Genomic DNA, 25,898 nt, shown 5'->3' on the forward strand with positions numbered 1-25,898 from the left:
CGCCGCGACGTCCGAAGCGAGGGCGTGGAGGCCTGCTTTCGGACGCGGCCCGGCAGCCGCGGCCGCGCCCCCCCGCGACGCGCGGGATTCGCCGCCGCGGCCGTCATGCGGGATCGACTTGATTCCTGGGGATCAAGGGCCGCCCGCGATCGGGCCCGCCGCGGGGTCGGAATCGGAGGCCGAGACGATCGATTCCGAGAGCGCCGGAGGGGGACGCGGAGGCCGCCCGCCGGGGCCGACCGGCGCGCCCTCGGCCCCGGCGGGCGACCTCGCCACGCTCGAGGATCGCCCGGCGAGGGCGCCCTCGCCGGGCCGCCGGTCGTCCCGCGCGGGGGCGGGCCCTCCGCCGTCATGGGCGTGGCCCGGTCCCGGGCCGCTGGATCGCCCCAGGATGACCTGCTCCCACCAGGCTGGTCGGTCTGGTATGAGAGTCATTCTCGCTCGTGAGCGCAGGAGGACTTTCGATGAAGCGCATCCGTCACTCGCCCGATCAGATCGTCCGCAAGCTCCGTGAAGCCGACGCCGAGTCGGCCAGGGGGGTCGGCGTCCCCGAGATCTGCAGGGCCCTGGACGTCTCCGAGAATACCTACCACCGCGGGCGGCTCCGATTCAGCTGCGGCGGGCAGGTCCCTCCATTCCCTCCAGCGTCGGCGACCTGGGGGGCGAGCGAGGACGTGCTTCGTGCGGTCGATGAGTCGCTGCCCGGAGCGTGGCGTGCTCGCCGACTCATCGGCTCTTTCCCTTTCGTCGTTTCACACCGTCCGGCTGATGACGTTCGGCGATTCGATTCGCGGGCCGCGAGTCGATCGGCGACGGCAAGTCGTACTGCGAAGCGAACCATGCTCGGCCGAGCTTGGCCCGCAACTCGTTGACGATGGTATGGTGACATCGGCCGAGACGACGCCGGCTCCCGCAGGGGCAGGGCACCTTGTTGGCCGGTCGCTTCTTCAGCGAGGCGAGCCTCACGAGCTCTTGGGCCGCCATCCTGTCGGGAACCCCGAACAAGGAGGCGAAGTGCTGCCGGAGGCCGTCCCTCCCGTGCTCCAGTTCGCCGTAGGGCGAGACGCCGTGCTTCTCTCGATAGCTGTACCCGAAGAGATAGGGGACGACGAAGGTTTCGACGAAGGCGCCGATCGTCGTGTCGGGTCCCGTACGAAGCCGCAGCTCGGTCGGGGCCGCGAGGCACAGCGAGCCGTCCTCGAGCTTGTGGTAGGTCTTCGGGATCCTGCCGCCGTTCTCGAACACGGCGGGGGCCGTCGCCGGGAATGACGGCGGGATCAGCAGATCGATTTGATACGCGTCCCCGATGATCACATCGCCCGGGCCGCGAACGTGGAAGTGGAGTTCGCCCCGGACCTTCAGGCTCGCGTCCGGGGACGGGACGATCCGCAGGTCGGGGTTGTTCGCGAGCAGTTCCTCGACGCCCCAGCGTCGGTGTCGTTCGACGACTGACGGAGGCATCACCGTCCCCACGGCCGCGGCGCGGACGGGATGTGGAGCACCGGGGCGGTCCTCGCCACCGCGGCGACTGTGACAGAGCCGGTCGAGGTCAACCGGCGGACCTCGCCGTCTGTGAGGTCCACCCTGAAGGCCGACTTCACTCGCGTCTTCACGGAGCCGTCGCCGACGGCGGCCGGTAGCCGCGCAATGTCGGCCCGAACCGCCGCGTGCCACTCCCAGAAGCTCTTCTCCAGGCGCGGGTCGCGGGCCCACTTGTCGGCGTAGTCCTCCGCCGGATCGGCCGGGTTGGGCACCCGAGGCCTCTCAGGGTTGATGAAGTTCGGCATCTTCTCGACGATGTTCCGCAGGGCCAGGCCGATGTCGGTCTCGCCCTCGTACGCACGGGCCGCAAGGTTCGTGATGATCATCGAGATCGGGGCCATGTCGGCGACCTCCGGGTCGCTGTACATCACGTCGCGGTGCCGCTTCAGGAGCTGGATGCTCCGCTGGAGCGTCGTCTTCCACTCGTACGGGGGCACGTCTTCGACCGACGCACGGATCGCGAACTGAGCGGGAGCCCGGCCCAGGGCGGCCCGGCCCTCGAACCAGACGGCGAAGCCCCGCGGGTTGCTGCTGGGCCAGAGGGGCGAAATCCTCTCGTAGTTCGGATCCCGCTTGTCGGTGATGGCGACGGCCCTCAGGGCCAGTTCGGGCGCCACCCCGAGGCTCCGAACGCGGAGCTGCCCGGACGGTTCCTCGGGCACGCAGGGCAGCGTGTCCAGGTGGAACTTCACCTCGTCCGAATACTGAAGCCGCCAGCACCGGTTGTGCTCGGTGACGGGCTTCAGCATGTCGTGGGCTTTCGCGTAGCCCACGATCTCGCGGCCGTAGAGCTCCTTGAGCTGCCGCTGGGTCAGCGTCGACCTGCCGAGCCCTTTCAGGACGCAGACGTTGTCGAGGTCGTACTCGTCGCCGTCCCGCAAGGGCCGGTTCACCGTGCCGAATCGAAACGAGCCCTGGGGCCGGACGTCCGGATCGTAGGCCGCGAGCAGAGATTCCGGCCGCAGGAGCCACACGCCCAGGCTCCGATGTCGGTCCGCGGCCTTCTTGTAGAGAGACTTCGGGATGTCGAGGTGCTCGATCACGATATCGAGAGAGCGGCTGAAGGCTTCGTGCTCCACGTCCATTACAGGTCTCCTCCGAGGGGGATGTTGATCGTCGGCACGAAGCCGCCGGGCTCGTTGTTCTGGTCGTAGATGCACCACGTCATGTCGGCCTTGGGCATGCGGGACCGCCCGAATTCGACCGCAGCGGACACGGACACGACCGGGAACACGTGAAGCGTGGTCGTATGGCCGTGAACGGCCTTGATGCGATCGAACAGCCCCCGCAGGACGGTCCGGAACCGCGCCAGGTGCTCCCTCGCCTTGATGACGTCGTTCCCCGGCTGGGCGACCGTCACGCTCCAGATGCGGGCGTCGGCCCCCAGCACCGCTTGAATCCGGTCGGGGGTCACCGTGGCACTGAGGGCGAGGACGAGGGCCGGAGGGCCGTCGAACGACTCGGGCTCGCGGACCTCGAAGGGCAGGGGGGCGGCGGAGGTCGGCCACGACCAGGTCGTCGGCTCGCGGTGACGCTGGTAGACGTCGACGGGCGCGATGTCGCCGAGGAGGGTCCCCAGGAGCACGAGGAGCGGCTGCGGGGCGAGGGCGAACACGGACAGGTGGTCGATCTCCCGCTGCGACACCCGCTCGCGGACCCTCTGGTCGAATCGGGTCGCGAGGTGTCTCGCCTCGCTTCCCCAGAACTCGGGGGATTTGTCCTGGAGCGAGCTGTCGGTGAGCCCCAAGGCGATCGGGCTCGCCTCGGCGGGGTAGCGGTCGGGGAACATCGCCGCGGCCGCCTCGTTGAAATCGAAGGGCGCGCCCTGCTCGCCGACGTTCGCCCCGTAGAAGAGGACGTTACTCCGACGACCGGGGTCGATCCCGGTGACGATCTCGATTCGCCGCTCGTGGCCGGCCTTCATCCGCCTGAGGAGCGTCGCCTGGTAGCGGCCCCCGTCCTGGTGCTGATCGATCTTCCGGTGGCACTCGTGGCAGACGAGGATGAGGTTGCCGACGTCGTTCAGCTCCTCTTCGGTGATCTCGTCATGGCCCCGAGGCCCGGCCGCCTTGAACGAATATATGTGGGCCTTCTGGCTCGTGTTGACCTGCTCCTGGGTCACCGACGACCGGGAGAGGATCTTGTTGCATCCGGAGAACTCGCACCGCCCCGCGGCCCGGCCCCAAAGCATCGACTCGACCGGCCGCTTGATCGTCCGGCTCGTCTCTTCCCTCACGCCCGGTGGGAGCGTTCGGCTCTTTCGTCTCGTGGCGTTCTTCGCCATATGTTCTACTCGCATTGGATGGACGGCCAACTCGGTCGCCCGGCACATGGGGCGGCGGGCATCGCACCGGGGTCGGCCTAGGTGGGACCCGGGCGTGGCCACAGGGCCCGCTATACTGGTCAACGACGGACCGTGACATCCGGCGAAGGTGCGGGATTTGTCACGGTCTGCCGTAGACGTTGGTGGACGAGATGACCGAGCCGAGTATTGCGGGACGGGCCGACGGGCCGACGACCGACGACGGGAGTGAGCCGTCGGACGACGTCCTCCTTGCCCGGACCTCGGACAAGTCGGACGAGTCGTCCTGCCGGGCGGCTTGGGGGATGTTCTACGGGCGGCACGCCGAGTACCTCTACGGTGTCTGCATGCCCGCTTATCGAACAAAACTGGGGGAGACCGGCGTCGGGGATCTCGTCGCCGAGACCTTCCTCAAGGTGTACGACAAGGCCGCCGCGACCTACCAGCCGGCCAGGGACGGTGATGCTGATTACCGGCGGCAGCGGGTCCGTGCGTGGTTGGGGACCATCGCGAAGAACCTGGTGCGCGACATCCTCCGGGGCCGCAAACGGCTGCCCGCGTCCCACCTCGAACACGATGAGTGGCGGGACGTACCCGAGCACGACCAGAGCCCGCAGTCGACTTCGACCGAGGAAGTCAGCCGGGCCATGGAGCAGGTCCTCAGCGAGCGGGAGCAGGATGTACTGCGGGTCACCTTCCATTGGCACGATCCGACGAAGGACCGCCAGAAGCTCCCGAATGAGGCCGTGGACGAACTCGCGCGACTCTGGAACCTGAAGCCCGACAACATCCGGCAGATCCGGAGACGGGCCCTTCAGAAGCTCAAGGCCGCCCTTCCGCCCGATGTGTCTGCGGATGCCAGCGGGAGGTAGACCATGCCGAAGCTTCCACCAAACGACATCGATCCCACCGACCCGGCCTTGGAGAAGCTCGTCGAGCGAGCGATGCAAGACTGCGGGTGGCTCCTGCCGACGACCATCGAGGGGGTGCGCCGCGCCGAGGCCGAACTGCTGGAGAGGCACGTTCCGCTTCCCGAGCGGTTGCGTGATCCGCATCGTCTCCTCGACCGCCGTGTGCTCTCCGAGCCGAAGGCCGTGCCCTCCAGCACACCGGTTGCCTCGACCGACCCGTGGAAGGCCTTGCCGATCGCTCTCATCGAGCTCGCCCGCGAGGTCGGCCTGACCATCGAGCAGTCGTTGAAGCTCCTGAAGATGGGCCGCCAGGTCGTCGCGCATCGGAGCAGCACGAAGAAAGACGAGATGGATTTGGCCGACTGGCGGAAGTTCTACGAGGCGGTGAAGGAGTTCCTGTGAGCGGGATCGCATCAAGTCGCAAGGTGCAAAAGCTCGCATATGACCTGGGCCTCCGCGGCGACGGGGCCGTCGTCGACCAGGTGCTCGAATACTGCATGGGCCAGGTTGCCGGTTGGGCCGATGAGGACGGAGTGGCGACGCTCGCGGAGCTGGAGGGGGTCGCGTGCCGCCGCTTGTGCCTCGAGTTCGAAGAGATCTGGAGCGACGACGACATCGAGCGGCTCGTCAGGAAGTACGCCGAGCAAGGCGAGTACGCCTTCGCCTACATCCGCACGGCGTTCGACGGCGAGACGTTCGGGACGACGCTCATCCGCGACGACGTCGCCCCCGGCGTGAAGAGCTATATCGCCTTCATCGACTGCCGCGGCCCGAAGGCCCATCGCCGCTACTTCACCCGCTGGCACGAGATCGCCCATCTTCTCACGCTGCCGCCCCGGTCGGGAGAGCCGGTGAACCGATCCCCCCTCGGCCGCTGCCCCGTCGAACAACTGATGGACAAGATCGCGGCGGAGGTCGGCTTCTTCGACCCGATCTTCCGACCCGCTCTGGAGGGCTACCTCGCCTCGGGCTCTCTCGGGTTCCAAGTCGTCGAGCAGATCCGTCGTGACCACTGCCCGACGGCGAGCTTCCAGTCGACGCTCATCGCGTGCGTCCGCCAGGCACCCGTGCCCGCGGTCTACGTCGAGGCGGCGATGGGCTACAAGAAAGACGAAGCGACGAAAGTCTTCTCGCCCCAGAGGACGCTCTTCCCGGTCGAATTGCCCGAGGCCCGCCTCCGCATCCAGAATGCGACGGGGAACGACGAAGCACGGAGGCTCCGCCTGAGGTTCGATCGCAACATGGAGGTGCCTGGAACCTCGGTTCTCGCCCGTCTTTTCGGCGGCGAGGTTGATCGGGGCTCCTCGACAGACCTCGCCGGTCACGAGGCTCTGTCGAATTGGGAGCACTCCGACGGCTCGACCCTGAGTGACGCGACCGTTTTCATCGAGGCAAGGCGACTCCCGTCGCAGGTATTCGGGCTCGTCGTCCCATGCTGATGGCGACAAGCGGGCCGCCTGGATGTTCGGCGATCAAGTCTGCTTCATACGCTCGTTAACGTCGTCGGGCGAAGCCGCCATAAACTCGTCGAGCGATAGGGGCAGGGTTGGCAGCCCAAGGAACCGGTGAGCCGCTCTCAACCGCATCAGGTAGCGGCCGTCGCCCGTCACGACGACGTTCGCCGCAGCAGCGTAGATCGCGTGCGAAACGTCGTGCATGCGGGAGCGGAACTTGTCGAACGAATCAGCCCGGTAACCAATCTGCTCCAGGTATGCGAACACGAGATTGACGACCGTCTCCCTCGTCTTGTGCGAGGCCAGCAGCTCTGCCCCTTTGGGTAGGGTATCGAGGTTCCATTCGTAGTTGTAGTTCCAGAGCTTCACACCCAGGCCCGCCAAGACCTTCGAGTCGGTGAAAAGGTTCTCCGGAGCTAGGTTGTTTACAGCCAAGACATTGATTTCGTCCTCCGCACGTCTGCGTTCGAACAAGGGGACGCCGGGCTCAGCTTTGACGTCCGCGCCGAGCTCTCCATAGACCTCCTCGAAAGCTGCCGCGGACTTCATGCTCATCAGAGATCGCTCATTCTCTTCGGCCGCCAGAGTTAACTCGTATCCGTCGAGCACACGACTCATGCAAATTCGTGGATCTTCCTGGATGAGCCGGGATGGTCCCTGATTGTGTTCCGCTGGGAGGAACTCCCAATTCCCCGTCGTTTGCGAGAGGATCGCGATGCTCTCGGCGACTCGCTTCTCGGCCTCGGTCTGGTCTTGGACCTCCCGGATGATGACTGCTATTTCCTCCAGGTGGGCCGGGCTGTAGGTGAAAAGGAACTCCTCCTGCTTGAAGGCAGCTATATGTCCGGCGAGCCCCGGGCGCTCGTCGCGGCGTAGCCGCACGAAGACGTCGTGATCCAGGTAAATCGTCTTCGCCATTTCGCTGACCCTCCTTCGTTTGATCCTCGGCCCGCGGCGTCGATCGATGATTCAGGCGGCCGGCCGTCAAATTCGTCAGGGGGAATACAACGTGACGCCCACTGCGGCCGCCGTCGCCTTGAGCTTGGCGTCGAGGGTGGCCAAGGGCAGGCCCCGCCGCATGGCGAGCTCGAGGTAGGCCGCGTCGTACGCCGACAGCTTCTGGGCCCGCGCGAGCGAGAGCGTCTCGCCCCAGGCGTGGGCGGTCGTCTCGTCATCGACCGTGATGGGGAACGTGCCGAGGAGCGAGAGGAACCGTGACGTGTCCGCGGCGGTGATTCGCTGGCGGCGTTCACCCACCAGCAGGACGTTCGCCACTTCGAGCGGCCAGAGGCTCGGCACGTAGGCTCGGGCCGAGGGGATTAGCCCTAGCAGGTTGTCGGCGTACGGGTCGGCCTCGTCGTCGAAGCCCCAGGCCATCACCACCGAGTTGTCGAGGACGAACTCATCCGTGCTGCTCATGACGCTCCTTCGTGAGCGGTAGACTCATGTCCTTCAGAACCGCCGGCCTTCCTCGATCATCTCGCGGATGGTGAGCCCGTCGAGGGAGCGACCCTTGCGGAAGCGCCGCATCTCCTCGACGGCCGCCCGGACGTCCGGCTTCTCGGCGGCCGGGGGCGGCACGAGGACGGCCACGGGCACGCCGTGCTTGGTGATCGTGATGCGCTCCCCCTTGGCCACCCGCTCGAGCAGCTGCGGGAGATGCGTCTTGGCCTGATAGCTCCCTACAGTCTTCTCCATGACCCCTCCTGGTTTAGACCGGTCTTCGACCAGTCTACCAGCCTTCTCCAGTTTCGGCAAACCCATGCCGATCGTAGGTCATAACAGGAAATTATGACCTGCAAAGGCGTAAGTTCTTGCGGTAAAAGGGGTCGCGTACTTGACGCCCGTGCGACACCAGCCGAGCAAGGGCCCCACGTGGGTCGTCCGAGAGCCCCCACCGTATGTCACCTGCCCGTGTTGCCCACCAGTTGCTCAAACGGCTGGCTCTTCGCCTCGCCAAACTGGCCCGGAGGCGGCCAGCGCGCCTATACAGCACCGGCAGCTGAAGTGCATCTGCCGCGGCTTGGAGGCCCTGTGGCAAAGGTCCGCTGCGATGCCAGAGGACGACCCCGGCGCCGGTTCGTTACCGGCGCAGCAGGACGTCGCCCTTTGTCAGGCACCGACGTCCATAAATCAGGGCAGGACGGCCGCGGTGCCGGCGAGGCCGACCCGACCGGATCACGAAGGGCACGACGCAACCAGCCGGCCCGGAGGAGGGCAGGGGCCTACCGGGCCGTCGGGTACGGCCTTTATGTTGCGTTAGTCAAAGCTGACTTATCACGCGGCGTGGCGACCCTATCCCTGACGCAGTCGCAGTCCCCCGGTTGGGGCAGGCGGAATCTCCACCCGTCCTCGCGGGGCGCCGGTCGCGCCGCCGTCGACTACGATCTCGGCCGCCGTGATGAATGAGGAATCGTCGGACGCGAGGAACAGGGCGGCCTTGGCGATCTCCTCGGCCTCGCCCATCCGGCCGAGCGGTATCGTCGCGATCAGTTCCCGTTCCAAGGCCTCCATCGCCCCGGCGTCCGGCGCGAAGGCGTTCCAGATCGGCGAACGGGTCGCGCCGGGCGTCAGCTGGTTGACCCGAATCCCGCGAGGGGCGAACTCCGAAGCCAGCACGCGGGTCATCGATCGCACCGCGCCCTTGGACCCCGCGTAGGCCGCCCAGCCGGCCGTGCCCAGGACCGCGTGGACCGATCCGGTGAGGATGATCGACGCCTTCTCGTTGAGGTGCGGTGCGGCCGATTGGACGGTGAAGAACACGCCCGTCAGGTCGGTGCGAACGACGTCCTCGAACTCGGCGAGCGTCGTCCCCCCGACCGGCGTGACTGCGGCGATCCCGGCGTTGGCGAAGACGACGTCGAGCTTGCCGAAGGCCCGCACGGCCCGGGTCACGGCCTCGTCGATCGAGGCGACGTCTTTGGAGTCGGCCCGGATGGCCAACAGCCTGTCCCCGAGCTCGGCCTTCGCGGCCTCGAGCGTCTCTCGATTGCGGCCCGTGATCGCGACCCTGGCCCCTTCGGCGACGAACGTGCGGGCCGCGGCCAGGCCGATGCCGCTGTTGCCGCCCGTGATGAACGCGGTCTTCCCCTCGAGCCTCATGCGGACCTCCAGGAATGGAAATGGTTCGATCGGTCTCGCCGTGCATCCCGCCCCCGACGTCCCGGGTCGATTCAGAGTCGCCTGAGGAAGGCGACCAGGTCGGCCTTCTCGGCCGAGGACAGGTGCAGCTCGAGGGTCAGGTTGAAGAACTCCGTCGCGTCTTCCAGCGTGAGCAGCCGGCCGTCGTGGAAGTAGGGCGGCGACTCCTTGATCCCCCTCAGGGTGAACGTCTTGATCGGCCCCTGGCGGGTCGCGACCAGCCCGTTGATCGTCTGGGTCTCGTAGAATCGCTCAACCCTCAGGTCGTGCATCGAGTTGTCCGTGTAATACGGGGCAGGATGGCAGGCGGCGCATCGGGCCTTCCCCTCGAACAGGGCCTGCCCCCTCATCTCGGGCGAGTCGGCCGCGAACTTCGCCGCGTCCAACCTGCCGAAAACGTCGAGCCCCGGCGCGGGCGGGAAGTCGAGGAGTTCCTGCACTTCCGCCATGAAGTGGACCTGGCTCCCCCGTTCCAGCGGGTTGACCCCCTTGGCCGAGGCCGAGACCTGGTCGCCGTCGAAGTACGCACCCCGTTGCTCGAACTCGGTGAAATCCTCGACCGTCTTCAGGGCCCTCTGCGAGCCGAACAGTCGCTGGACGTTCACGCCCCGCAGGCTCGTGGTGTCGAGCCGCCTCCGGTGCGACTGGGGCCGAATGTCGCCCGCGAGGTGGGTCGCCCCCGAGGTGTGGCCGTTCACGTGGCAGTCGAAGCAGGCGACGCCTTGCATGCCCGCGGAGCTCTCGGTCTTCCGGTCGGCGGTCGCGTTGAACTGCTGCTGCGGGAATTGCGTGACCAGCAGTCGCATCCCCTCGAGATCCTTGGAATTGAGGACGCCCGCGAAGATCTCCTGGAAATTCTCGACCGTGACGACCTTGCCCTGCGAGACGTCGCCCAGGTCGGGACGAGTCGTCAGGTATAGGGCCGGGGGGAACTCCGGGAGGAACTGATCGGGGAGGTCGAAGTCCAGGTCGAACCTCTCCAGCCTGGGCAGGGCCTTGATCTCGGCCTGCGGAAAGACCATCCCGCCCACGCCGTGATCGGGGTGGGGCAGGGGGAGGAAGCCCTTGGGGAAGAGGCCCTTCGCGCGAATCTCCCCCGGCGGCGACGCGGCCAGTCGATCCCACGTCAGGCCTTCCGGGAGCCTCGCCGTCGGCCCGACCTGCACCGGCTTCCCGCGCGACATCCGCAGGCTCGGGTCGGGCCTCGGGGCCAGGTCGTAGCGCGAGCCCAACAACGCCATCTGACGCTCCATCACTCCCGCCCGCTCCGCCTTGTCCCCGGCCATCCGGCCCTGGAAGGATTCGAGCCCCAGGAGGACCGGCGAGACCTGGTCGTAACTCGAGGCGTTCGCGGCCTCTTGGGCGTCGCCGCCGCCCGGGAGCACGCCGATGAGGACCACCGGCAGGAGGCAGGCGCGAGCCCAGATTCGAAGCATGCGAGGCGATGGACGGCTCATGGGAATTCCTCTCTTGCAAAGCCTGGGCGAGCTGAAGCTGGACGAATCGCCGCGATGATCGGCGAGTGGGGCGAGGGCTGCCATGCGGGGGAGATCGGCGGAGGGGCGTCATGCGCCCCTCCGCCCCCGGCGGCGGGAAGGACCTCGGACCCGCAGGGCAGTCACCGATGGATTGAGATTCCGCGCCGCACCGAGCTCGGCGAACACCCGCGCCGACGGAAGCCGGCATCGTCGAAATCGAGGGTCGTTTCGAGCCGCGTCGGAACGGGACGAAGTCCTCTCGTGGCCGCGGCCGACGAGGATTCACGGCCTCGATTGCGCATGCGACTCCACGAACCAGAGCCACTTGTCCAACCCTCGCGAGACTTCGGTGAAAAGGTCGGCCGTGCCCTGGGCCACGCCGCCGAGCTGGACGGCCCGCTCGGCGATGTCGTCGACGTAGTCCTCGACCGCCTCGTTGATCTCGTCGAACAACTCGTGCAGGGCGATGAAGTCCCGCCCTTTGACGTTCCAGTGGGCGTGCTTGACCTGCGTCTGGAGGTCGACGCAATCGGCGAGGCGGGCGTTGAGGAGCCCGATGAATCGCCCGCGGACCTCGAGCGCCAGGTCGTTCATCGTCTCGAACATGGTCGTCGTCCTGATGGGTCGCTCAGTTGCGGTCCGCCCGCCGGGACGGACCCTCGTCGTGCATGGGCGAAGCCCATCCGTCACTCGCGCGGCCCGGAGGCTTCGGGGGCGATGTAGACGTCGGACCGCGGGAATTTCTCGAACAGGGCGGCAGGCTTGCCGAAGTTGGCGGCCAGGACGTCGAGCGGGTTCCCGGCGATCCACTCCGACAGGTCGATCTTGGAATAGACGCCCGAGTTGAGGCCGATGAGGATGCGGCACGTCTTGGCCCCCACGTTCTCGATCGAGTGCCCGTAGCCCTGGGGGATGTAGGCGACGTCGCCCGCGGAGAGCCTTTCGTCGCGATATCGGCCGTGCGAGCCGAACATCGTGACGACGACCTCGCCCTCGACGACGTACTGCCACTCGTCGGCCGTCGGGTGCCAGTGCAGCTCGCGCAGGCCGCCGGGCTCCAGGTCGAAGACGACGCCCGTGATCGTCTGCGAGATCGGGAACGTCGTGGAGTCGACGCGCCACTCGCGGCCGCCCTTGAAGACCCCGTGGGGCGGACGCTTGAGCAGCTCGTATTTGTGCGGCAACGCCGGCGGCTTCCAGCCCTGGAGGGGCCGGGAGGGTTCCTGCGGAGGGAGATCGCCTCGCGCGAAATAGACCTCCCCGGTCGGGAAGCCGTCGAAGGCCGACTCCGGCAGCCCGAAGTTCTTGGAGAGGAGCGGCCTGGGCAGATGGCCGATCCAGTCGCTGATGCTGAAGGTGCCGAACTCGGAGAAGTAGCCGTTGTCGAAGATCAGGATGAAGTGGCAAGGCTCGTCGCCGAGGCACTCCAGCATGTGGCCGTGGCCGCGGGGGAAGTACCAGACGTCGCCGGGGTCGAAGTCGTCGGTCTCGGCCCCGCCCTGCGGGTCGAACAGGGTGGTCCGGACCCGGCCGGCGACGACGAACGCCCACTCGGCGGCCGTGGCGTGCCAGTGCAGCTCCCGCATGGCCCCGGGCTCCAGCTTCATCGAGACTCCCGCGATCCCCTTGGAGATGGGCAGCTGCTCGACGGTGGCCTCCTTGCCGTAGCTGGCGCCGATGACCTTGCCCACCGACTTCTCGAGCTCGAACTTGAAGGTCGGCAGCTCCTTGCCCGCGAGGATCGGGTCGGGCGCGTTGTTCGCGAAGCTCGGGTCGCCGGCCTCGGCCTCTCGAGCGGACAGGTGCGCGACGGCCGCGGCGGCCGATCCAGCGGCCGCGAGGAAATGACGTCTTTGCATGGGACCCTCTCCGGTTGTGTTGATATCTCGATGGATGACGACGGAGCGATGCCGCGAGGTATGATTGCCGGAGGACGGACCTCGATCCCGCCGCGGAATTGTCGCGGAGTCGGCTGTGCCGGCTCATTGAACATCGGGGATTCCGGGATGATCGGCCGGGCGAGGCCCGGGGGCGGTCCAGAAGAATCGCCGGTCCTGCTCGCGCATCTCGATTTCGTTGATGCTGGCCTCGCGACGTCGCATGAGGCCGGCGACGTCGAACTCCCACAGCTCGTTGCCGTAGCTGCGCCACCAACGGCCTTCCGCGTCGCGCCATTCATATTGGAATCGCACGGCGATTCGGTCGTCGCCGAAGCACCACAGGGACTTGGCGAGCCGATAATCCAGCTCGCGGCTCCATTTGTCGGCCAGGAAGCTCCGGATCTCGTCCCGGCCGGTGACGAACGTGCCGCGGGCCCGCTATGCGGAATCCTCCGAGTAGGCCAGCGCCACATGGGCCGGATCACGCGAGTTCCATGCGTCCTCGGCCGCCCGGACTTTCTGCACGGCGGCGGCGAGGTCGAAAGGCGGCACGACGACATGCTTGCCGACGCGGCCCTCGTCGGCCGCGGACGCATGGCTGGTAGTGACAGAAGTTGGATCGACTCCGGGGTGATCGATGGGCATGAGATTGTATCTCCACTGCTGGTGAAACCCGCGATGTTCGGCCGCGACGGAGATGCCGAGGCGAAGGATCCGAAGGTGGACCGAGATGGAGGCCATCCTCACGCCCCGGTGCTGGGCCGGACCATCGTCGGTCACCGGGCGTGGCCCACTTCCTCTCCCTCGTCTTTCGAATCACAAGGCGTTCGGGCTGGACATCGACCGACCGGGCACGAGTGACACGAGCTAAACTCGAGGGTAGAATCCGTGACATCATGGACACGAATCAGACGACACTCGTGGTTCAGCGCTACCTCGACGAACTGGCCGTCGCGCGTGGCGACGACGACGTGGGCCCGATCATCTCCGCGCTGCTAGGCCAATCAGTCCGCCGCCTCCAGTTGCTCTGCAATACGCTGCTCCATCGCGGCTATCCCCGCCTGGCGCGGCCGCCGGTCGGGCTCCAGGTCGAGGACCTGCTCGGCGCCGTCGTGGAGAGGCTCCTCAAGGCGCTCCGCGAGACTCGGCCCGGAACCGTCCGCGGCTTCTTCGCGCTCGCGAGCCGACACATGCGTTGGGAGCTGAATGACCTGGCCCGCCGCCTTGATCATCGTGACGTTCCATTCGACGTCCACGCGATCGACGTCGCCGCACCCGCAGAGAGCGACTCGGGGCTGGGCACGGAGACCAAGCGGATGCTCGACGCCATCGATGCGCTCCCCGAAGACGAGCGAGAAGTCCTGGAACTGGTGATGATCCATGGGATGACCCACGAGGAAGCGGCCGCGGTGATCGGGTCGTCGACCAAGACCGTTCAGAGGCGGCTGAATCGCGCCCGGCACGTGCTGGTCGAGACCTTGGGGTTCCCCGGGATGGGCCCTTCGCGATCCGACGGTCCCGGGACATTGGACGACTGAGCAGCGCCGCACGACGCCGAAAGGGGCCATCGCCCATGTCCATCGAGCCGCTGGTGCTGTCCCTCTTGGAGGAAGTGGATTCCGGCAAGTCCCCCGAAGAGGCCTGCGCAGCCCATCCCGAAATGCTCGGAGAAATCCGCGCCCGCCTGTCTCGGCTGGCGCGAATCGACAATAGGTTGCAGATGCTCTTCCCGGGGGCCGGGGCGATCCAGGTCGAGGCGGACGCTCGGCATCCGCCGAACTCGACGCCCGAGATCCCCGGACACGTCGTCGAGTCCGTGCTGGGCCGGGGGGGGATGGGCGTCGTCTACAAGGCCCGTCACCTACGCCTGAATCGGCTCGTCGCGGTCAAGATGATGCTCCACGGAGGCCATTCTGGACCGTCGGAACTGGCGAGGTTCCACCGCGAGGCCGAGGCACTGGCCGCGGTCGGCCACCCGAACATCGTCCAAATCCACGAAGTGGGCGACCTCGACGGGCTGCCTTACTTCACGATGGAGTACGTGGCCGGCGACACGCTCGCCCAGCGATTGAACGGCGTCCCGCTCGCTTGCGACCAGGTCGCGCCCCTGCTCGCGACGATCGCCGAGGCCGTCCACGCCGCCCATCGAGTCGGGATCGTCCACAGGGACTTGAAGCCGGCGAACCTCCTGATGGCCACGGACGGTTCTCCCAAGGTCACGGACTTCGGGCTCGCCTGGCGACATCAAGCCGGCGTCGGTTTGACATGGACCGGCGCCAGGATGGGCACACCGAGCTACATGGCGCCTGAGCAGGCGGCCGGCCTTACGTCGGCGATCGGGAATCATACGGACGTCTACTCGCTGGGTTCCATCCTCTACGAGATGATCACCGGACGTCCCCCATTCCGCGCCGAGACCGCGATCGAGACCGAGCGTCAGGTCGTCGCCAACGACCCGGTGCCGCCCTCGCGCCTGAATTCGCGCGTGCCGCGGGACCTGGAGACGATCTGCCTGAAATGCCTGAGCAAGGAGCCGCAGAAGCGATACGCCACGGCCGCGGCGCTCGCGGAGGACCTGAAACGCTTCCAGCGAGGCGACGCCATCGCGGCGCGTCCGGAGGGTTGGATCGCCCGGCTCGCTCGGAGGATCCGACGGCGTCCGCTGGCATTCGGGGCGGTCGCGCTGGCGGTAGTCCTGACGTTCACCGTGGTCGGAGGCGCGGCCTGGCTGACATCCGAGCGGTCGGCCGCAGCCCGGGCTGCGGAGGCGGACTTGCAGGAGATGGCGGAGTCCCTGCGAAAGTCCGATTGGCCCCAGGCCAATGCCGACCTCGAGAGGGCGAAGGGTCGTGTCGGGGTCGGCGGGTCGGCCGACCTGCGTCTCCGCATTGACCAGGGCGGGCGGGACCTGGATTTGGCGGCGCGGCTGGACGCCATGCGACTGGCCCGGGTGGACAAGACCGGCAGTTCCCTCCCGTTCGTCCGGGCCGATGAGCAGGAAGACGAAGCCTACGAGCGGCAATTCTTCGAGGCCGGGTTCGGTCGCGTCCGAGATGACGTCGAGGGAGTCGCGAAGTGCATCCGGAGGTCCCACATCCGCGCCGCCCTCGTGGCCGCCCTGGATGACTGGGCCGTATGCACCCGAGGCGCGGACCGGCGGGGCTGGATCCTGAAAGTCGCCCGGATGGCCGATCCGGATCCGACCGGCTGGGGCGTCCGCATCCGAGACCCCGAAGCCTGGGGGAGCAGGGCGGCGCTGATCAATCTGACGGAATCCGTCCCCGTCGGCGACCGGGCCGTATCGTCGCTGGTGGCGATCGCCCACTACCTTGAGGCAAGCGGAGGCGACCCGATCCCGTTCCTGACGCGGGTACAGCAGGCCCACCCCTCCGACCTGTGGGCCAACTATACTCTGGCCAACAAGCTCCGGGAGCGGCACGAGTACGGCGATTCGATCCGCTACTACCAGGCTGCGCTGACGATGCGCCCCCGGACGGCCTCCATCTGCAACAACCTCGCCCTCTCGCTGATGTTTAGCGGCCGTTTCGACGAGGCTACTCAGTACTTAGAACGCGCCTTGGCAATCGAACCTGCGTATAACACCGCCTTCGGTAATCTGGGCATCCTCTGGTTCAATCAGGGGCAGTACGAGAAGTCGCTCGAACGGTTGCAGCAGGCCGTCAAACGCCGCCCCGAGTTCGGCGAGGTCCACCACGCCTTAGGCCTAGGACTCGAGCGGAAGGGCATGAATGACGAGGCCTTGTCCCACTACAGGCGGGCGGTCGAGCTCGCACCGAAACTCCTATCAGCCCAGAGGGATCTCAGACGCATTCTCATACTTTCGGGCCGGACGGAGGAAGCGCTTTCGTGCTGGGCCGAGTTGCTGGAATCCGATCCGGACGAGCACGAGGTGTGGTTTGGGCATGCCGAATTGTGCCTGTTCCTCGGCAGGGAAGACGAGTACCTGCTCGCCCGAAAGGCCTTGCTCGCCAAGTTTGGCGAGACTGCCGACCCGAACATCGCAGAGCGGACCGCGAGGGCGTGCCTGGTCGGGCCCGCGGCGGGCGACGAACTCCGGAAGGCCGTCGCCCTAGCCGAGCGTGCCGCGGGCGTCGAACGATCGGAATTCGAAGGCTCGTTTCCATACTTCGAGTTCGTCCGAGGCCTCGCCGAGTATCGGCAAGGGCGGTTCGATCGCGCGATTGAGACGATGGGGGGCGATGCGGCCGGCGTCATCGGGCCCGCCCCGCGCCTCGTCCTGGCCATGGCCATGCGGCGAGCCGGCCGTGCAAAGGAGGCGCGGGAAGCCCTCGACGAGGCCGTCAAGAGCCACGATTGGCGGGCAGGCCTGCCCCATGATCACGAGAATTGGATCGTCCACGTGCTCCGTCGCGAGGCCGAGGCTTTGATCATCCCCAAGCCCTGAGAGCACTCCAGGACTCGAGCCCATCGCGGGCGATCTGCGAGTCGCCTCGGCATCGGTCGTCCTGAGGCGTCGGGCCGACCGAGGCTCGAATTTTCGCAGCAGCCTGCGATGGACGAAGCGCCGCCGGGCCGCGCTTGATGGTCAATGGAATAGGTCCTTGTGATCCTCCTTGATCAGGTCCGCCCCCTTCTCGCCGATCATGTAGACGGAGTTCTGGGGACGGCAGTCGGGGATGATCGGGATGATGGAGGCGTCGACGACCCGAAGCCTGTCGACTCCGTGGACCTTCAACCTGGGATCGACCACGCCCTGCTCGATGTTCCTGGAGAGGCGGGCGGTCCCGACCGGATGGAACGAGGTCTGGACGCGATCTTGGATGGCCGTCCTCATCAGCTCGTCAGAATGGAGGGGCATGTCCCAGGGGTACTGGTCGACCACGAGGTCCTTGAAGCCGTCGCCCTTGGTGAGGACGTCGTAGCAGAACCTGACGCCCTCGCGCAGCGCGATGACGTCGAGCTCGTTCGAGAGGTAGTTCAGGCTGATGTTGGGCTGCTCGAGGGGGTCGGCGCTGTTCAGCGTCACCTCGCCGCCGTCGTATACCGGCCGTACCAGGTCGACCATCACCGTAATGTGATCGCCGTCCGGCGGGAGTGGGTACTGCCACTGGAATGCGCTGCCGAACGCGCAGACGAAATCTAGCTCGAAATGCGGCTGCCCATCCGGCGAGAAGGGGTCGAGCCCGCCGTTGGCGGCCTTGGCCGCGCGGTAGATGGGATCCTTTTCCAGATACGCGTCGATGCGGGGGAAGCCGATCAGCTCCAGCAAGCCCGAGCCGACGGGGCCGGAATGGTCCTTCTTGTAGGCGGCGACGGCGGCATCATTCTTGGGGCCCTGACGCAGGAGCGTGCCGTCCATGCCGAAGCCGTCCTTGAGGCGCAGGACGAACGGAACTCCCGGGTGGTCGAACAAGTGGCGGCCGACGTGGCGGGAGTCGACGACCACGGGGATGCCGTGCTTGGCCAGCTCGCGGGCCGGGCCGACGCCGCTGAGCATGAGCAGCTTGGGAGTCTCGAAGACACCCTGGGAGAGGACGACCTCCCGGCTCGCGTAGAGTTCGAGCTCATTGCCAGAAGAGTCGACGACCGTGACGCCCTTACACGTGCGGTCGGCGTAATCGATGATCAGGCGTTTGGAGCGGACCTCCGGCGCGATCGTGATGTTCGGCCTGTCCTTCACGAACAGGTAGCTCCCGGAGCGTTGGCCCTTGTAGATGGTGTTGACCGAATGGGTCAAACCGATCATCTCGCCGTCGAAGATGTTCTCGGTGAGGGGCTGGCCCATGGACGTCCAGGCCTTCGTGAGGGCGTCGCGGAAGGGCTGCATCTCGGGGATGAGCTCGGCGTGGGAGATCGGGATCGGGCCTCCGGCGCCGATCTTCCGAAGGTCGGGCGAGTAACGATCGGCGTCGTCGTGGTAGCTGGCGCACTTCCGGAGATAGGGGACGAGCGGATCCCAGGTCCATTCCGCGCCGCCGTATTCGCCCCAGCGATCGAAGGTCGGTCTGCAGCCGGGCGCCCACGAGAAGTAGTTGAGCGAGGAGCTGCCGCCGAGGATCTTGCCGCGGGTGTCTTCCCTTTCCGTGCGCTCCCAGACGTCGCGCTTGACGAACCTGGCCTTGTAGTTCCAGTCGTGTCTCCCGTGGCGGAGGCCCATGGCCTCCGACGGTGTGGTGATCTTTTCGAGGTCCCAGGGGTTGCCCACGCCCGCCTCGATGACGAGGACGTTGACGTTGGGGTTCTCGGCGAGGCGGCCTGCGACGACGCAACCCGCCGTGCCGCCGCCGACGATGATGAAATCAAAGCGAGCACCGCTGGCGACCATCAGTTCCTCCTCGAACGTGTCGACATGTGTATGCTTCCCGACTCGACCGCCCGCCCGGACGGCGCCCGGGCCGACGGACCTCTTCGATCCGGCCCACCGACTAGGCGAGGCGGGTGGACATGGGCGATGGCTCGGCGGTGCGCGATCGCCGGCGGGTCGAGGCGGACACCGTCCAACGACGTGCTCGATTTCCAACCCCCCCGCGCGAGCCGTCCTGCCGCGTGGAGGCTCGCTCCCTCGGCGAGATCGGAGGGAGCTGTCCACCTGCGCCGCCCAGCAGGGTCGGGGGAGTAGGCTCCGGGCGACATGGTGCATCGCCGCGGGGCGCCGGGATGGGTCCGGCCGCCCCGTCATCTCAGCCTGGAGGATTCGACGTGCGATTCAAGTCCAAGCCATGGGTGATCGCCGCCGTCGTCGCGGGATCCGTCGGAGTCTTCGCGTCGAAGGCTCGCGCCTTCGACGGGGGGTGGGACTTCTATTCCAACGGCGCCCCGGCGCCCGACCAGTCCTCGGGCCGCCGGCCTTCGACCCGCCATCTCGCACGGCGGCCCTCGTTCCGCAGCCCCTACATAATCTACCGACCCCCCCAGGCGGTCGCGCCCGCGCCCGGGGGCTATTGGCTCTACTACCCTCAGCAACCCCCACCGCCCGCCGAATCCGTTCAAAGATATGACTATTTCCAATACTCGATGCCCGGTCCGGCTGCGCCCCGTTGAGGTCGTCTCCGACTCGGCGCCGAGTATTCGCTCTCGCCTGCAAACCGACGCTACGCCTCCTCCAAATCCTCGAACCAACGGTGTATGAACATGCGAGCTGTCGTTATGAACCAAGCCGGCGCCGCCGTGCTGGAATACGTCGAGCGTCCCGACCCGGCGGCGGGCCCGGGGGAGGCCCTGGTCGAGGTCGCTTGCGCGGGCGTCAACTTCATGGACATAGGCGTGCGCCGGGGCGCGTTCCTGACCGAGATCCCCGACCCGAAGGTCCTGGGCGTCGAGGGAGCCGGCCGCGTCCTGGCGGTGGGAGACGGCGTGGAATCCGTCGAACCCGGCCGGCGCGTCGCCTGGGCCTTCGCGCTCGGGAGCTACGCGGAGCGGATCGCGATCCCCGCCTCGTCATTGGTGCCGGTCCCCGACGCGATCGACGATCGCACGGCCGCCGCCGTGATGATGCAGGGCCTCACGGCCAGCCATTTCGCGACCGACTTCTACCGGGTGGAGCCAGGCGACGTCGCCTTCGTCCACGCCGCCGCCGGCGGCCTCGGCCTGCTGCTGACGCAGATCATTAAGCTGCGGGGCGGCCGCGTCATCGGCCGGGTCTCGTCGAGCGGGAAGGCGGCCGCGGCCGAGCACGCGGGGGCCGACCACGTGATCGTCGACGCCGGGAGTGGGTTCGTCGAGGAGGCCCTACGCCTGACCGGAGGGGAGGGCGTGCACGTCGTCTACGACGGATCGGGGCCGACGACCTTCCAGGGTTCCCTCGACGTGCTGCGTCGGTCCGGGACGTTCTGCTGGTACGGCCCGGTCCTCGGAGGCCCGGGGCCGATCGAGATCATGAGCCTGCCGAAGAGCGTCAAGATCGGCTACGCCGTGTACCGCGACCATGTCTCGACGCCCGAACTGCTTCGCTCGCGCTCGGGTCGGCTGTTCGACTGGATCGAGGAAGGCAGGCTCGAAGTCCGAATCGGGGGGGAGTATCGACTCGCCGACGCGGCCGAGGCCCTCGCCGACATGGAAGCCCGAAGCACCATCGGCAAACTGCTCCTCATCTCGTGACCGACCCGGGCGTCGGCACCCCGGGGCCGCCGTCCCCATCGGCGCGACCGTCCAGTCGATCGGACTTCGGCGGGGCGTGGCCGCGAGACGCCAAGGATCGGGTCCGGCGTCTCGCCGCTTCGATATCCTGAATCGGATCCACGCCGCCCATGCCGACGACCGGCTGACCTTCCATCTGCCCGTGCCCACAGCATGCGAAATCGAGGGACGCGCGATGCTCCCGTCGACGGGGGATCCCCCGTCCGGACGCGAAACTGCACGGCCGATCCATGGAGGCTCAGGGCTCCTCCGAAGGGCCGAAACGCATCGTCCAGATCGGGATCTGCCCCGGCTTATATTCATTCCCGGCCCAGGGAGTGCCGCATACGTGGAGATAGGCGTAGGGAGTGCCGTCGAACATCACCCACACCCCGGCATCCCTCACCGTGGAGGGCAGGCCGCAAAGCCTCGCGTCGAACGGCCAGAGGATCATCCAATGGGGGCCGATCGGGATCGGGGGGCTCGTCCTGTCGAATGGATCGGTGTTGCTGTGCTGGGCGGCTCCGCAGAGCATGTAGACGAGGCCGGGCGCCGCGTTGGTCGGCCTGGGCTTCCTCGCCAGGACGTCCCTCATCCACTGCATGCCCATCGGATCCGCGCACATCGGGACGTTGCCGACGTCATTTTCGTCGCCGGGGAAGCAGATCCAGTCGTTGCTCCCCCGCCGCAGCACGACGATCTCGCCGTCCACGCCCATCTCCGCGACCGTCGCGTCCCTGGTTATGGCGCGTGGGCCGGACAGCATCGCCCTGGCGATCTTGGCTTCGACCACCCGCTCTTCCATCGCGGCCGAGCCGTTGCCGCCGGCCCCCGGCACGCTCGCTCGGTCCTGCGATCCCGCGTCAGGCGAATCCATATCGATGCCCCTTGGATGGAAATCTCGTCCGTCCCGTCGACGCCCGGCGTCTGCGGGCCATGGACCTCGGCATTGGTCTTGAAATCCTCGATCCCTCGGCCCACCCGCGTCCCAGGTATTCCCGCCCGCGATCAGACCTTGGACTTCTCGACGCTTTCGCGAGTTTTCGCCGCGAACGCCTTGATCGTGAAGCCTTCGGGGAGCGAGTCGATCACCACCATGTCGGATATCGAGCTCTTGACCCGGAGAGGGCGTAGCGCGGTGTACTCCGGCGAATCGTACCACTCGTCGAACGATTCCCGGCTGGGGAACGTGATCAGGACGACCGCGCCCGGCCACGCGCCTTCGATGACGTCGATCGACCCCTGGGCGAGCCACCTGCCCCCGTAGGGTGAGACCGTCGCCTCGACTTGATCGAGATAGGAGAGAGCATCTTCGTTCGGGATGTCGCCCGGGATGCGTAGGTGGTTGATCAGATACGTCGCCATGATCGCTGCTCCGTCGCCTTGCGAAATTCGAGCGAAATGGGGCCGGCAGCTCGGCTTCCGGGCGATCTGCACCCCGGTCGTCCGCCGTCCGCCCGTCCATCGCATTGGCTAGGCGCGTGAGGTGGACACGAGGGTCGACCGTAGGGCCGGTAATCCCGAGGTCGCCGCCCGGAACCTCGTGTCGGTCGTCGAGTACCTCGACGGAAGGACGCATAACCTATAGCCCGAAGACGCGAGGCCGATCCGACCCCCTCGGCGTCGCGAAGCGCGGGCTACAAGCCGGGATCCTTGCCGGGGGACGAAGGCCCCTTCGACGAGCGTGGGAGGGGCCGGCGGGTTTCGCTGATGGTGCGCCTCCCTCCTTCGATCGAGGAGGAACGTCCTGGAAGCGGCCTTTATGTTCGCTTCAATGTGTTGAAGCCGAAGCGAGATTTGTGCAGGGCGTCAGCTTCGTCCTGCCCGGAAGTCGGGGATGGCCTTTATGTCCGACTTAGAGCCTATCTCATTAGGCGGCGATTGTGTATGTTCTCCTGAAGCGAAAGGAAGCCGCTCCAGGAGGTTGCAGCAATGGCCAAGGCCGCCCCGCGCAAGGCCCCCGTCGACGACGGGTGGCGCATCCCCGACGCCTTGTGGACCCGCCTCGAACCCCTGCTGCCGGCCCGCAAGGCGCACCCGCTGGGCTGCCACAACCCCCGCGTCGACGACCGCCGGGCGATGGACGCGATCTTCTTCGTGCTCCGCACGGGCTGCCAGTGGAACGCCCTGAACGCCACGGGCCTCTGCACCAGCAGCTCGGCCCACCGCCGGTTCCAGGAGTGGGCGAAGGCCGGCGTGTTCCGCGAGCTGTGGCGACTGGGCCTGCTGGAGTGCGACGAGCTGGGCGGGATCGACTGGGAGTGGCTGTGCATCGACGGGGCGATGACCAAGGCCCCGCTCGGGGGGGGGAAAGACGGGGCCCAACCCGACCGACCGGGGCAAGTCGGGGACGAAGCGGTCGCTCTTGACGGACGGCGGCGGCATCCCCGTCGGCCTGGCCGTCGCCGGGGCGGACGAGCATGACAAGTGGCTGGCCGGCCCGACGCTCCTGAGCCAGCCGGTGCTGGGCCCGGAACCTACGCCCGAGGAGCCGATCCACTTCTGCGCCGACAAGGGCTACGACTACGCCGACGTGCGGGAGGTCGCCGAGCTGTGGGGGTTCACGGCCCACATCAAGGCCCGCGGCGAGGAGGCGGCGGAGAAGGCCGCGATCCCGGGCTATCGGGCCCGACGCCGGGTCGTGGAGATAGTCTGAACGCAAATGACAAAAGCGGATGTTCTCGCTTTTATCGCTCGTGGGCAGGACGTAGCGGATCTCGACCTCGTCGCCCGTGACGACCACTCGGTCGACCAGCAGTTCGACCAACTGCCGCTTCCCGTCGAACGTCGCCGTCTCGAGCCCGGCGGCGATCCGCCCGCAGAACGCTTCGAGCGTCGCCGCCATGCCCACGACCTCGTCGAGGCGTTCCGATTCCCCGGCGAGCCGGGCCTCCTGCTCGGCCAGGGTCTGCTGCCTCGACTCCAATTCCCCGCGCCTGCGGCGATACTCTTCCAGTGGGACGACGCCGCCGAGGTAGGCCTCGGTCAGCCGATCGAGCTGGCCCGACAACGACGCCTTCCCCTGCCGCAGCCGCTCCCGTCTCGCCTGGAATTCCTGCGGGTGCCAGCTCCCGGCGGCCGCCCGACGGAACGCCCCGCCCGCCGCGGCCGGATCTCGCAGCAGCTCGCATAGGTCGCCCCAGACCAGGTCGTCCAGGACCGCCGCCGGGATGAACCGCGAGCCGCAGGTCGCCCCGTTGCGATTCCGCGCCGCCCGGGACTTGCCGGTGCAGGTGTAGTAGCCGTAGTGGGGCGGGCGTCGCCTCGCGATGCTCGCCAGGCCGCAGTGGCCGCAGCTGACCAGGCACCGCAGCAGATAGGATCCGACCTTGTTGTTGCGGGACGAGAACGACCGGTTGGCCGCCAGCTTCGCCTGCACTCGCTCGAACAGCCCCGGATCGACGACCGCGGGGATCGGCCCGACGTCGATCCACTCGTCGCGCGGCGTCGGCTCGGCCGTCCCGTGGGGGCGGCCGATCGGGTGGGTCGCCGAGCGTCGCGCTCGGGCCTCGCGGTATCGGTGCCGTCCGGCGTAGACGCGGCCCGTATAGGCCGGATTTCGGAGGATCCCGCGGACCGAGGCGTCGCTCCAGCACGCCTTGCCCGAGGGCGAAGGGACGCCGAGGTCGCGTAGATGGTCGACGAGGCCGTGGAGCGTGCGTCGTCCCTCGGAGTACCAGGCGAACATCTCGGCGACGACCGCGGCCTCGCACGGGTCGAGGTGGACGCCCGAGGGGTCGCGGGGCCTGTCGACCGCCATCCGGTAGCCGTACGGGGCCCGGGTCCACGGCAGCATCTCCCCGGCCCGATATCGACGCTGGCGGCCGCGGCGCGTCCGCTCGGCGATCAAGGTCCGCTCGTACTCGGCGACGGCGCCGCGGATCTGGAGCAGGAGCTGGTCGTGCGGGTCCCGGGACATCGGCCGGTCGAGGAACTCGACCCTGCAGCCCTTGGACTGCAGCTCCTCGAGCAGGAGGGTCTGGTGGACGAAGTTGCGGGCCAGCCGGTCGGGGTCGGTCAGGAGGATCGCGTCGAACGAGGCCATGGCCGCCGCGTCGCGGAGGCGGTCGAGTCCGGGCCGCTTGAGCGCGGCCCCGCTGTAGCCGTCGTCACGAAAGACGTTCGCCTCCTGGAGGTCCCAGCCCCGGCCTCGGGCATGCTCCCGCAGCCGCCCGATCTGCTCGTCGATGGTCTGCGCCTCGGCCTGCCGCTGCGTCGAGACGCGTGCATATATCGCGATCTTCATCGGTCGTCTCCTCCGCGGTGGTGGGATGGCCCGGCTCGTCGGGCTTGGCTCGCGCCGGCCCGGGGCCGGACGGCGACCAGCCCAGGAGCAGCTGGTAGGCGCGATCCCATCGGCGCTGCCCGTCCGGGCGGGACGCGAATCGGCGGGTGGTCCGCCAGTCGTGGTGCATGGCCGCCTCCCCGAGGCGATGTGCCTCGGGGAGAAGGTACGGGACAAGCCCAGGGCCCGCCCGGATCATCTGGGCCGGCGCGGCCTCAGGGCCAGCCGGCGGGAGCGTGCCAGGCAGAATTTGTCATTTGCGATTAGACCATCGAGCGGACGCATAGTTGGATGAATCGCTTCCGCCGGCTATTGATCCGCTGGGAGAAGAAGGCGGAGAACTATGAGGCGATGCTGCATCTGGCCTGCGCATACATCACCCATCGCGCCGCACGCCTACTGGGATAGGCTCTTGGTTGTCCCGGTGACTCGCGTGGCACGATTTGCAACTTTTCCCCGCCGCGGCGAAAGAAGCCTCGAGTCCCCTGAGAGAGTCGGGCGAGCGTTGACCGCCGTGCTTCGACATCGACTCGCAGAGGCCGTTCGCGAGATTCTCGGCCGATGCCATCTGCTTGAGGAACTCCTCGCCCTTGGCTTTCGACTCAGGCAGCCGAGACGACTCGCGATACAGCTCCAGCAGTTGCAGGGCCTCGGCCGTCGGGTCGACGTTCGGATGGTCGGCGGGCGGCTTGAACCCGGTCTTCTGGATGGCCTTTAGGGCGTCCCATCGCTCGTCCACCTTGACCATCATCTCGACCAAGGCGGGGACCTCCGAACGTTCGGGCAGTTCGGCCCCCGCAGCCGTTAG

General features: G+C 67.5%; 21 protein-coding genes and 5 pseudogenes. 9 read left to right on the forward strand and 17 right to left on the reverse strand.

Annotated features, from left to right (window positions below):
- Positions 1–726: 726 nt before the first annotated feature.
- Genes PZE19_RS31860 through PZE19_RS31870 form a run of 3 tightly spaced genes read right to left on the reverse strand, consistent with a single transcriptional unit; the run spans position 727 to position 3,778 of the window.
- Positions 727–1,461: a hypothetical protein gene (locus tag PZE19_RS31860; RefSeq protein WP_277864711.1), complete on the reverse strand. Its 735-nt coding sequence runs from the start codon at positions 1,459–1,461 to the stop codon at positions 727–729.
- A complete protein-coding gene (locus PZE19_RS31865; protein WP_277864712.1) occupies positions 1,461–2,627 on the reverse strand; it encodes a cyclic GMP-AMP synthase DncV-like nucleotidyltransferase in 1,167 nt (388 codons plus the stop codon). The genes PZE19_RS31860 and PZE19_RS31865 overlap by 1 nt, the downstream gene beginning before the upstream one ends.
- Complete coding sequence (locus PZE19_RS31870; protein ID WP_277864713.1) at positions 2,627–3,778, reverse strand: SAVED domain-containing protein; 1,152 nt, start codon at positions 3,776–3,778, stop codon at positions 2,627–2,629. The genes PZE19_RS31865 and PZE19_RS31870 overlap by 1 nt, the downstream gene beginning before the upstream one ends.
- 239 nt (positions 3,779–4,017) lie before the next feature.
- On the opposite strand from PZE19_RS31870, the gene PZE19_RS31875 reads away from it, so the two are divergent.
- Genes PZE19_RS31875 through PZE19_RS31885 form a run of 3 tightly spaced genes read left to right on the forward strand, consistent with a single transcriptional unit; the run spans position 4,018 to position 6,194 of the window.
- A complete protein-coding gene (locus PZE19_RS31875) occupies positions 4,018–4,716 on the forward strand; it encodes an RNA polymerase sigma factor (protein WP_277864754.1) in 699 nt (232 codons plus the stop codon).
- A gap of 3 nt (positions 4,717–4,719) precedes the next feature.
- Complete coding sequence (locus PZE19_RS31880) at positions 4,720–5,157, forward strand: hypothetical protein (protein WP_277864714.1); 438 nt, start codon at positions 4,720–4,722, stop codon at positions 5,155–5,157.
- 23 nt (positions 5,158–5,180) lie between these two features.
- A complete protein-coding gene (locus PZE19_RS31885; protein WP_277864715.1) occupies positions 5,181–6,194 on the forward strand; it encodes a hypothetical protein in 1,014 nt (337 codons plus the stop codon).
- A 33-nt stretch (positions 6,195–6,227) separates the two neighbouring features.
- Here the strand turns inward: PZE19_RS31885 and PZE19_RS31890 are convergent, their stop codons facing one another.
- The 8 genes and pseudogenes from PZE19_RS31890 to PZE19_RS31925 form a co-directional block, all read right to left on the reverse strand.
- On the reverse strand, positions 6,228–7,127 hold the full coding sequence (locus PZE19_RS31890) for a hypothetical protein (RefSeq protein ID WP_277864716.1): 900 nt from the start codon (positions 7,125–7,127) through the stop codon (positions 6,228–6,230).
- Between the two features lie 75 nt (positions 7,128–7,202).
- Entirely contained in the window at positions 7,203–7,628 is a 426-nt protein-coding gene (locus tag PZE19_RS31895) for a type II toxin-antitoxin system VapC family toxin (protein WP_277864717.1), read from the reverse strand.
- A gap of 33 nt (positions 7,629–7,661) precedes the next feature.
- A complete protein-coding gene (locus PZE19_RS31900; protein WP_277864718.1) occupies positions 7,662–7,907 on the reverse strand; it encodes a type II toxin-antitoxin system Phd/YefM family antitoxin in 246 nt (81 codons plus the stop codon).
- Between the two features lie 597 nt (positions 7,908–8,504).
- Positions 8,505–9,311: a glucose 1-dehydrogenase gene (locus tag PZE19_RS31905; RefSeq protein ID WP_277864719.1), complete on the reverse strand. Its 807-nt coding sequence runs from the start codon at positions 9,309–9,311 to the stop codon at positions 8,505–8,507.
- 71 nt (positions 9,312–9,382) lie between these two features.
- Positions 9,383–10,807 (reverse strand): cytochrome B6, encoded by a 1,425-nt coding sequence (locus PZE19_RS31910; protein WP_277864720.1) that lies wholly within the window; start codon positions 10,805–10,807, stop codon positions 9,383–9,385.
- Between the two features lie 303 nt (positions 10,808–11,110).
- A complete protein-coding gene (locus PZE19_RS31915; RefSeq protein WP_277864721.1) occupies positions 11,111–11,434 on the reverse strand; it encodes a ferritin-like domain-containing protein in 324 nt (107 codons plus the stop codon).
- A gap of 80 nt (positions 11,435–11,514) precedes the next feature.
- The gene (locus PZE19_RS31920) at positions 11,515–12,687 is read right to left on the reverse strand and encodes a cupin domain-containing protein (protein ID WP_277864722.1); all 1,173 of its coding nucleotides are present in this window, start codon (positions 12,685–12,687) and stop codon (positions 11,515–11,517) included.
- Between the two features lie 123 nt (positions 12,688–12,810).
- A pseudogene (locus PZE19_RS31925) lies at positions 12,811–13,260 on the reverse strand (DUF1348 family protein).
- A 344-nt stretch (positions 13,261–13,604) separates the two neighbouring features.
- Between PZE19_RS31925 and PZE19_RS31930 the strand changes: the two are divergent.
- Complete coding sequence (locus PZE19_RS31930) at positions 13,605–14,246, forward strand: sigma-70 family RNA polymerase sigma factor (RefSeq protein WP_277864723.1); 642 nt, start codon at positions 13,605–13,607, stop codon at positions 14,244–14,246.
- A 35-nt stretch (positions 14,247–14,281) separates the two neighbouring features.
- Complete coding sequence (locus PZE19_RS31935; RefSeq protein WP_277864724.1) at positions 14,282–17,134, forward strand: protein kinase domain-containing protein; 2,853 nt, start codon at positions 14,282–14,284, stop codon at positions 17,132–17,134.
- Positions 17,135–17,275: 141 nt separating this feature from the next.
- On the opposite strand, the gene PZE19_RS31940 is transcribed toward PZE19_RS31935, so the two are convergent.
- Positions 17,276–19,015: a GMC family oxidoreductase gene (locus tag PZE19_RS31940; RefSeq protein WP_277864725.1), complete on the reverse strand. Its 1,740-nt coding sequence runs from the start codon at positions 19,013–19,015 to the stop codon at positions 17,276–17,278.
- An 806-nt stretch (positions 19,016–19,821) separates the two neighbouring features.
- Between PZE19_RS31940 and PZE19_RS31945 the strand changes: the two genes are divergently transcribed.
- Positions 19,822–20,787, forward strand: a complete 966-nt coding sequence (locus PZE19_RS31945) for a quinone oxidoreductase family protein (protein WP_368411431.1) — start codon at positions 19,822–19,824, stop codon at positions 20,785–20,787.
- 277 nt (positions 20,788–21,064) lie between these two features.
- On the opposite strand, the gene PZE19_RS31950 is transcribed toward PZE19_RS31945, so the two are convergent.
- The gene (locus PZE19_RS31950; protein WP_277864727.1) at positions 21,065–21,682 is read right to left on the reverse strand and encodes a hypothetical protein; all 618 of its coding nucleotides are present in this window, start codon (positions 21,680–21,682) and stop codon (positions 21,065–21,067) included.
- A gap of 131 nt (positions 21,683–21,813) precedes the next feature.
- Positions 21,814–22,170 carry a DUF1330 domain-containing protein gene (locus PZE19_RS31955; protein ID WP_277864728.1) on the reverse strand — a complete coding sequence of 119 codons (357 nt, stop codon included), beginning with the start codon at positions 22,168–22,170 and terminating at the stop codon, positions 21,814–21,816.
- A 567-nt stretch (positions 22,171–22,737) separates the two neighbouring features.
- Here PZE19_RS31955 and PZE19_RS31960 point away from each other — a divergent pair.
- Positions 22,738–23,452: pseudogene (locus tag PZE19_RS31960) on the forward strand (IS5 family transposase); the annotation flags it as partial.
- A gap of 15 nt (positions 23,453–23,467) precedes the next feature.
- Entirely contained in the window at positions 23,468–23,938 is a 471-nt protein-coding gene (locus PZE19_RS31965; RefSeq protein WP_277864729.1) for a hypothetical protein, read from the forward strand.
- Positions 23,939–23,947: 9 nt separating this feature from the next.
- Here PZE19_RS31965 and PZE19_RS33325 read toward each other — a convergent pair.
- Together PZE19_RS33325 and PZE19_RS33330 are read right to left on the reverse strand one after the other, a co-directional pair.
- Positions 23,948–24,493 (reverse strand): annotated as a pseudogene (locus tag PZE19_RS33325) (recombinase family protein); the annotation flags it as partial.
- Between the two features lie 120 nt (positions 24,494–24,613).
- A pseudogene (locus PZE19_RS33330) lies at positions 24,614–25,051 on the reverse strand (recombinase family protein); the annotation flags it as partial.
- Positions 25,052–25,360: 309 nt separating this feature from the next.
- Between PZE19_RS33330 and PZE19_RS31970 the strand changes: the two are divergent.
- Positions 25,361–25,498 (forward strand): annotated as a pseudogene (locus tag PZE19_RS31970) (IS5/IS1182 family transposase); the annotation flags it as partial.
- On the opposite strand, the gene PZE19_RS31975 reads toward PZE19_RS31970, so the two are convergent.
- Positions 25,467–25,850 (reverse strand): hypothetical protein, encoded by a 384-nt coding sequence (locus PZE19_RS31975; protein WP_277864730.1) that lies wholly within the window; start codon positions 25,848–25,850, stop codon positions 25,467–25,469. The pseudogene PZE19_RS31970 and the gene PZE19_RS31975 overlap by 32 nt on opposite strands.
- Between the last annotated feature and the right edge of the window lie 48 nt (positions 25,851–25,898).

Origin of the sequence: Paludisphaera mucosa (genome assembly GCF_029589435.1) — a bacterium.
GTDB lineage: Bacteria > Planctomycetota > Planctomycetia > Isosphaerales > Isosphaeraceae > Paludisphaera > Paludisphaera mucosa.

Excerpts from the sequence above, each read along its gene's own strand:
- PZE19_RS31915 (WP_277864721.1), bottom strand. The coding sequence starts at position 11,434 with ATGTTCGAGACGATGAACGACCTGGCGCTCGAGGTCCGCGGGCGATTC.
- PZE19_RS31965 (WP_277864729.1), top strand. The coding sequence starts at position 23,468 with ATGACAAAAGCGGATGTTCTCGCTTTTATCGCTCGTGGGCAGGACGTA.
- PZE19_RS31895 (WP_277864717.1), bottom strand. The coding sequence starts at position 7,628 with ATGAGCAGCACGGATGAGTTCGTCCTCGACAACTCGGTGGTGATGGCC.
- PZE19_RS31860 (WP_277864711.1), bottom strand. The coding sequence starts at position 1,461 with ATGCCTCCGTCAGTCGTCGAACGACACCGACGCTGGGGCGTCGAGGAA.
- PZE19_RS31905 (WP_277864719.1), bottom strand. The coding sequence starts at position 9,311 with ATGAGGCTCGAGGGGAAGACCGCGTTCATCACGGGCGGCAACAGCGGC.
- PZE19_RS31865 (WP_277864712.1), bottom strand. The coding sequence starts at position 2,627 with ATGGACGTGGAGCACGAAGCCTTCAGCCGCTCTCTCGATATCGTGATC.
- PZE19_RS31910 (WP_277864720.1), bottom strand. The coding sequence starts at position 10,807 with ATGAGCCGTCCATCGCCTCGCATGCTTCGAATCTGGGCTCGCGCCTGC.
- PZE19_RS31890 (WP_277864716.1), bottom strand. The coding sequence starts at position 7,127 with ATGGCGAAGACGATTTACCTGGATCACGACGTCTTCGTGCGGCTACGC.
- PZE19_RS31955 (WP_277864728.1), bottom strand. The coding sequence starts at position 22,170 with ATGGCGACGTATCTGATCAACCACCTACGCATCCCGGGCGACATCCCG.
- PZE19_RS31880 (WP_277864714.1), top strand. The coding sequence starts at position 4,720 with ATGCCGAAGCTTCCACCAAACGACATCGATCCCACCGACCCGGCCTTG.
- PZE19_RS31940 (WP_277864725.1), bottom strand. The coding sequence starts at position 19,015 with ATGGTCGCCAGCGGTGCTCGCTTTGATTTCATCATCGTCGGCGGCGGC.
- PZE19_RS31935 (WP_277864724.1), top strand. The coding sequence starts at position 14,282 with ATGTCCATCGAGCCGCTGGTGCTGTCCCTCTTGGAGGAAGTGGATTCC.
- PZE19_RS31900 (WP_277864718.1), bottom strand. The coding sequence starts at position 7,907 with ATGGAGAAGACTGTAGGGAGCTATCAGGCCAAGACGCATCTCCCGCAG.
- PZE19_RS31875 (WP_277864754.1), top strand. The coding sequence starts at position 4,018 with ATGACCGAGCCGAGTATTGCGGGACGGGCCGACGGGCCGACGACCGAC.
- PZE19_RS31950 (WP_277864727.1), bottom strand. The coding sequence starts at position 21,682 with ATGGATTCGCCTGACGCGGGATCGCAGGACCGAGCGAGCGTGCCGGGG.
- PZE19_RS31945 (WP_368411431.1), top strand. The coding sequence starts at position 19,822 with ATGCGAGCTGTCGTTATGAACCAAGCCGGCGCCGCCGTGCTGGAATAC.
- PZE19_RS31920 (WP_277864722.1), bottom strand. The coding sequence starts at position 12,687 with ATGCAAAGACGTCATTTCCTCGCGGCCGCTGGATCGGCCGCCGCGGCC.
- PZE19_RS31930 (WP_277864723.1), top strand. The coding sequence starts at position 13,605 with ATGGACACGAATCAGACGACACTCGTGGTTCAGCGCTACCTCGACGAA.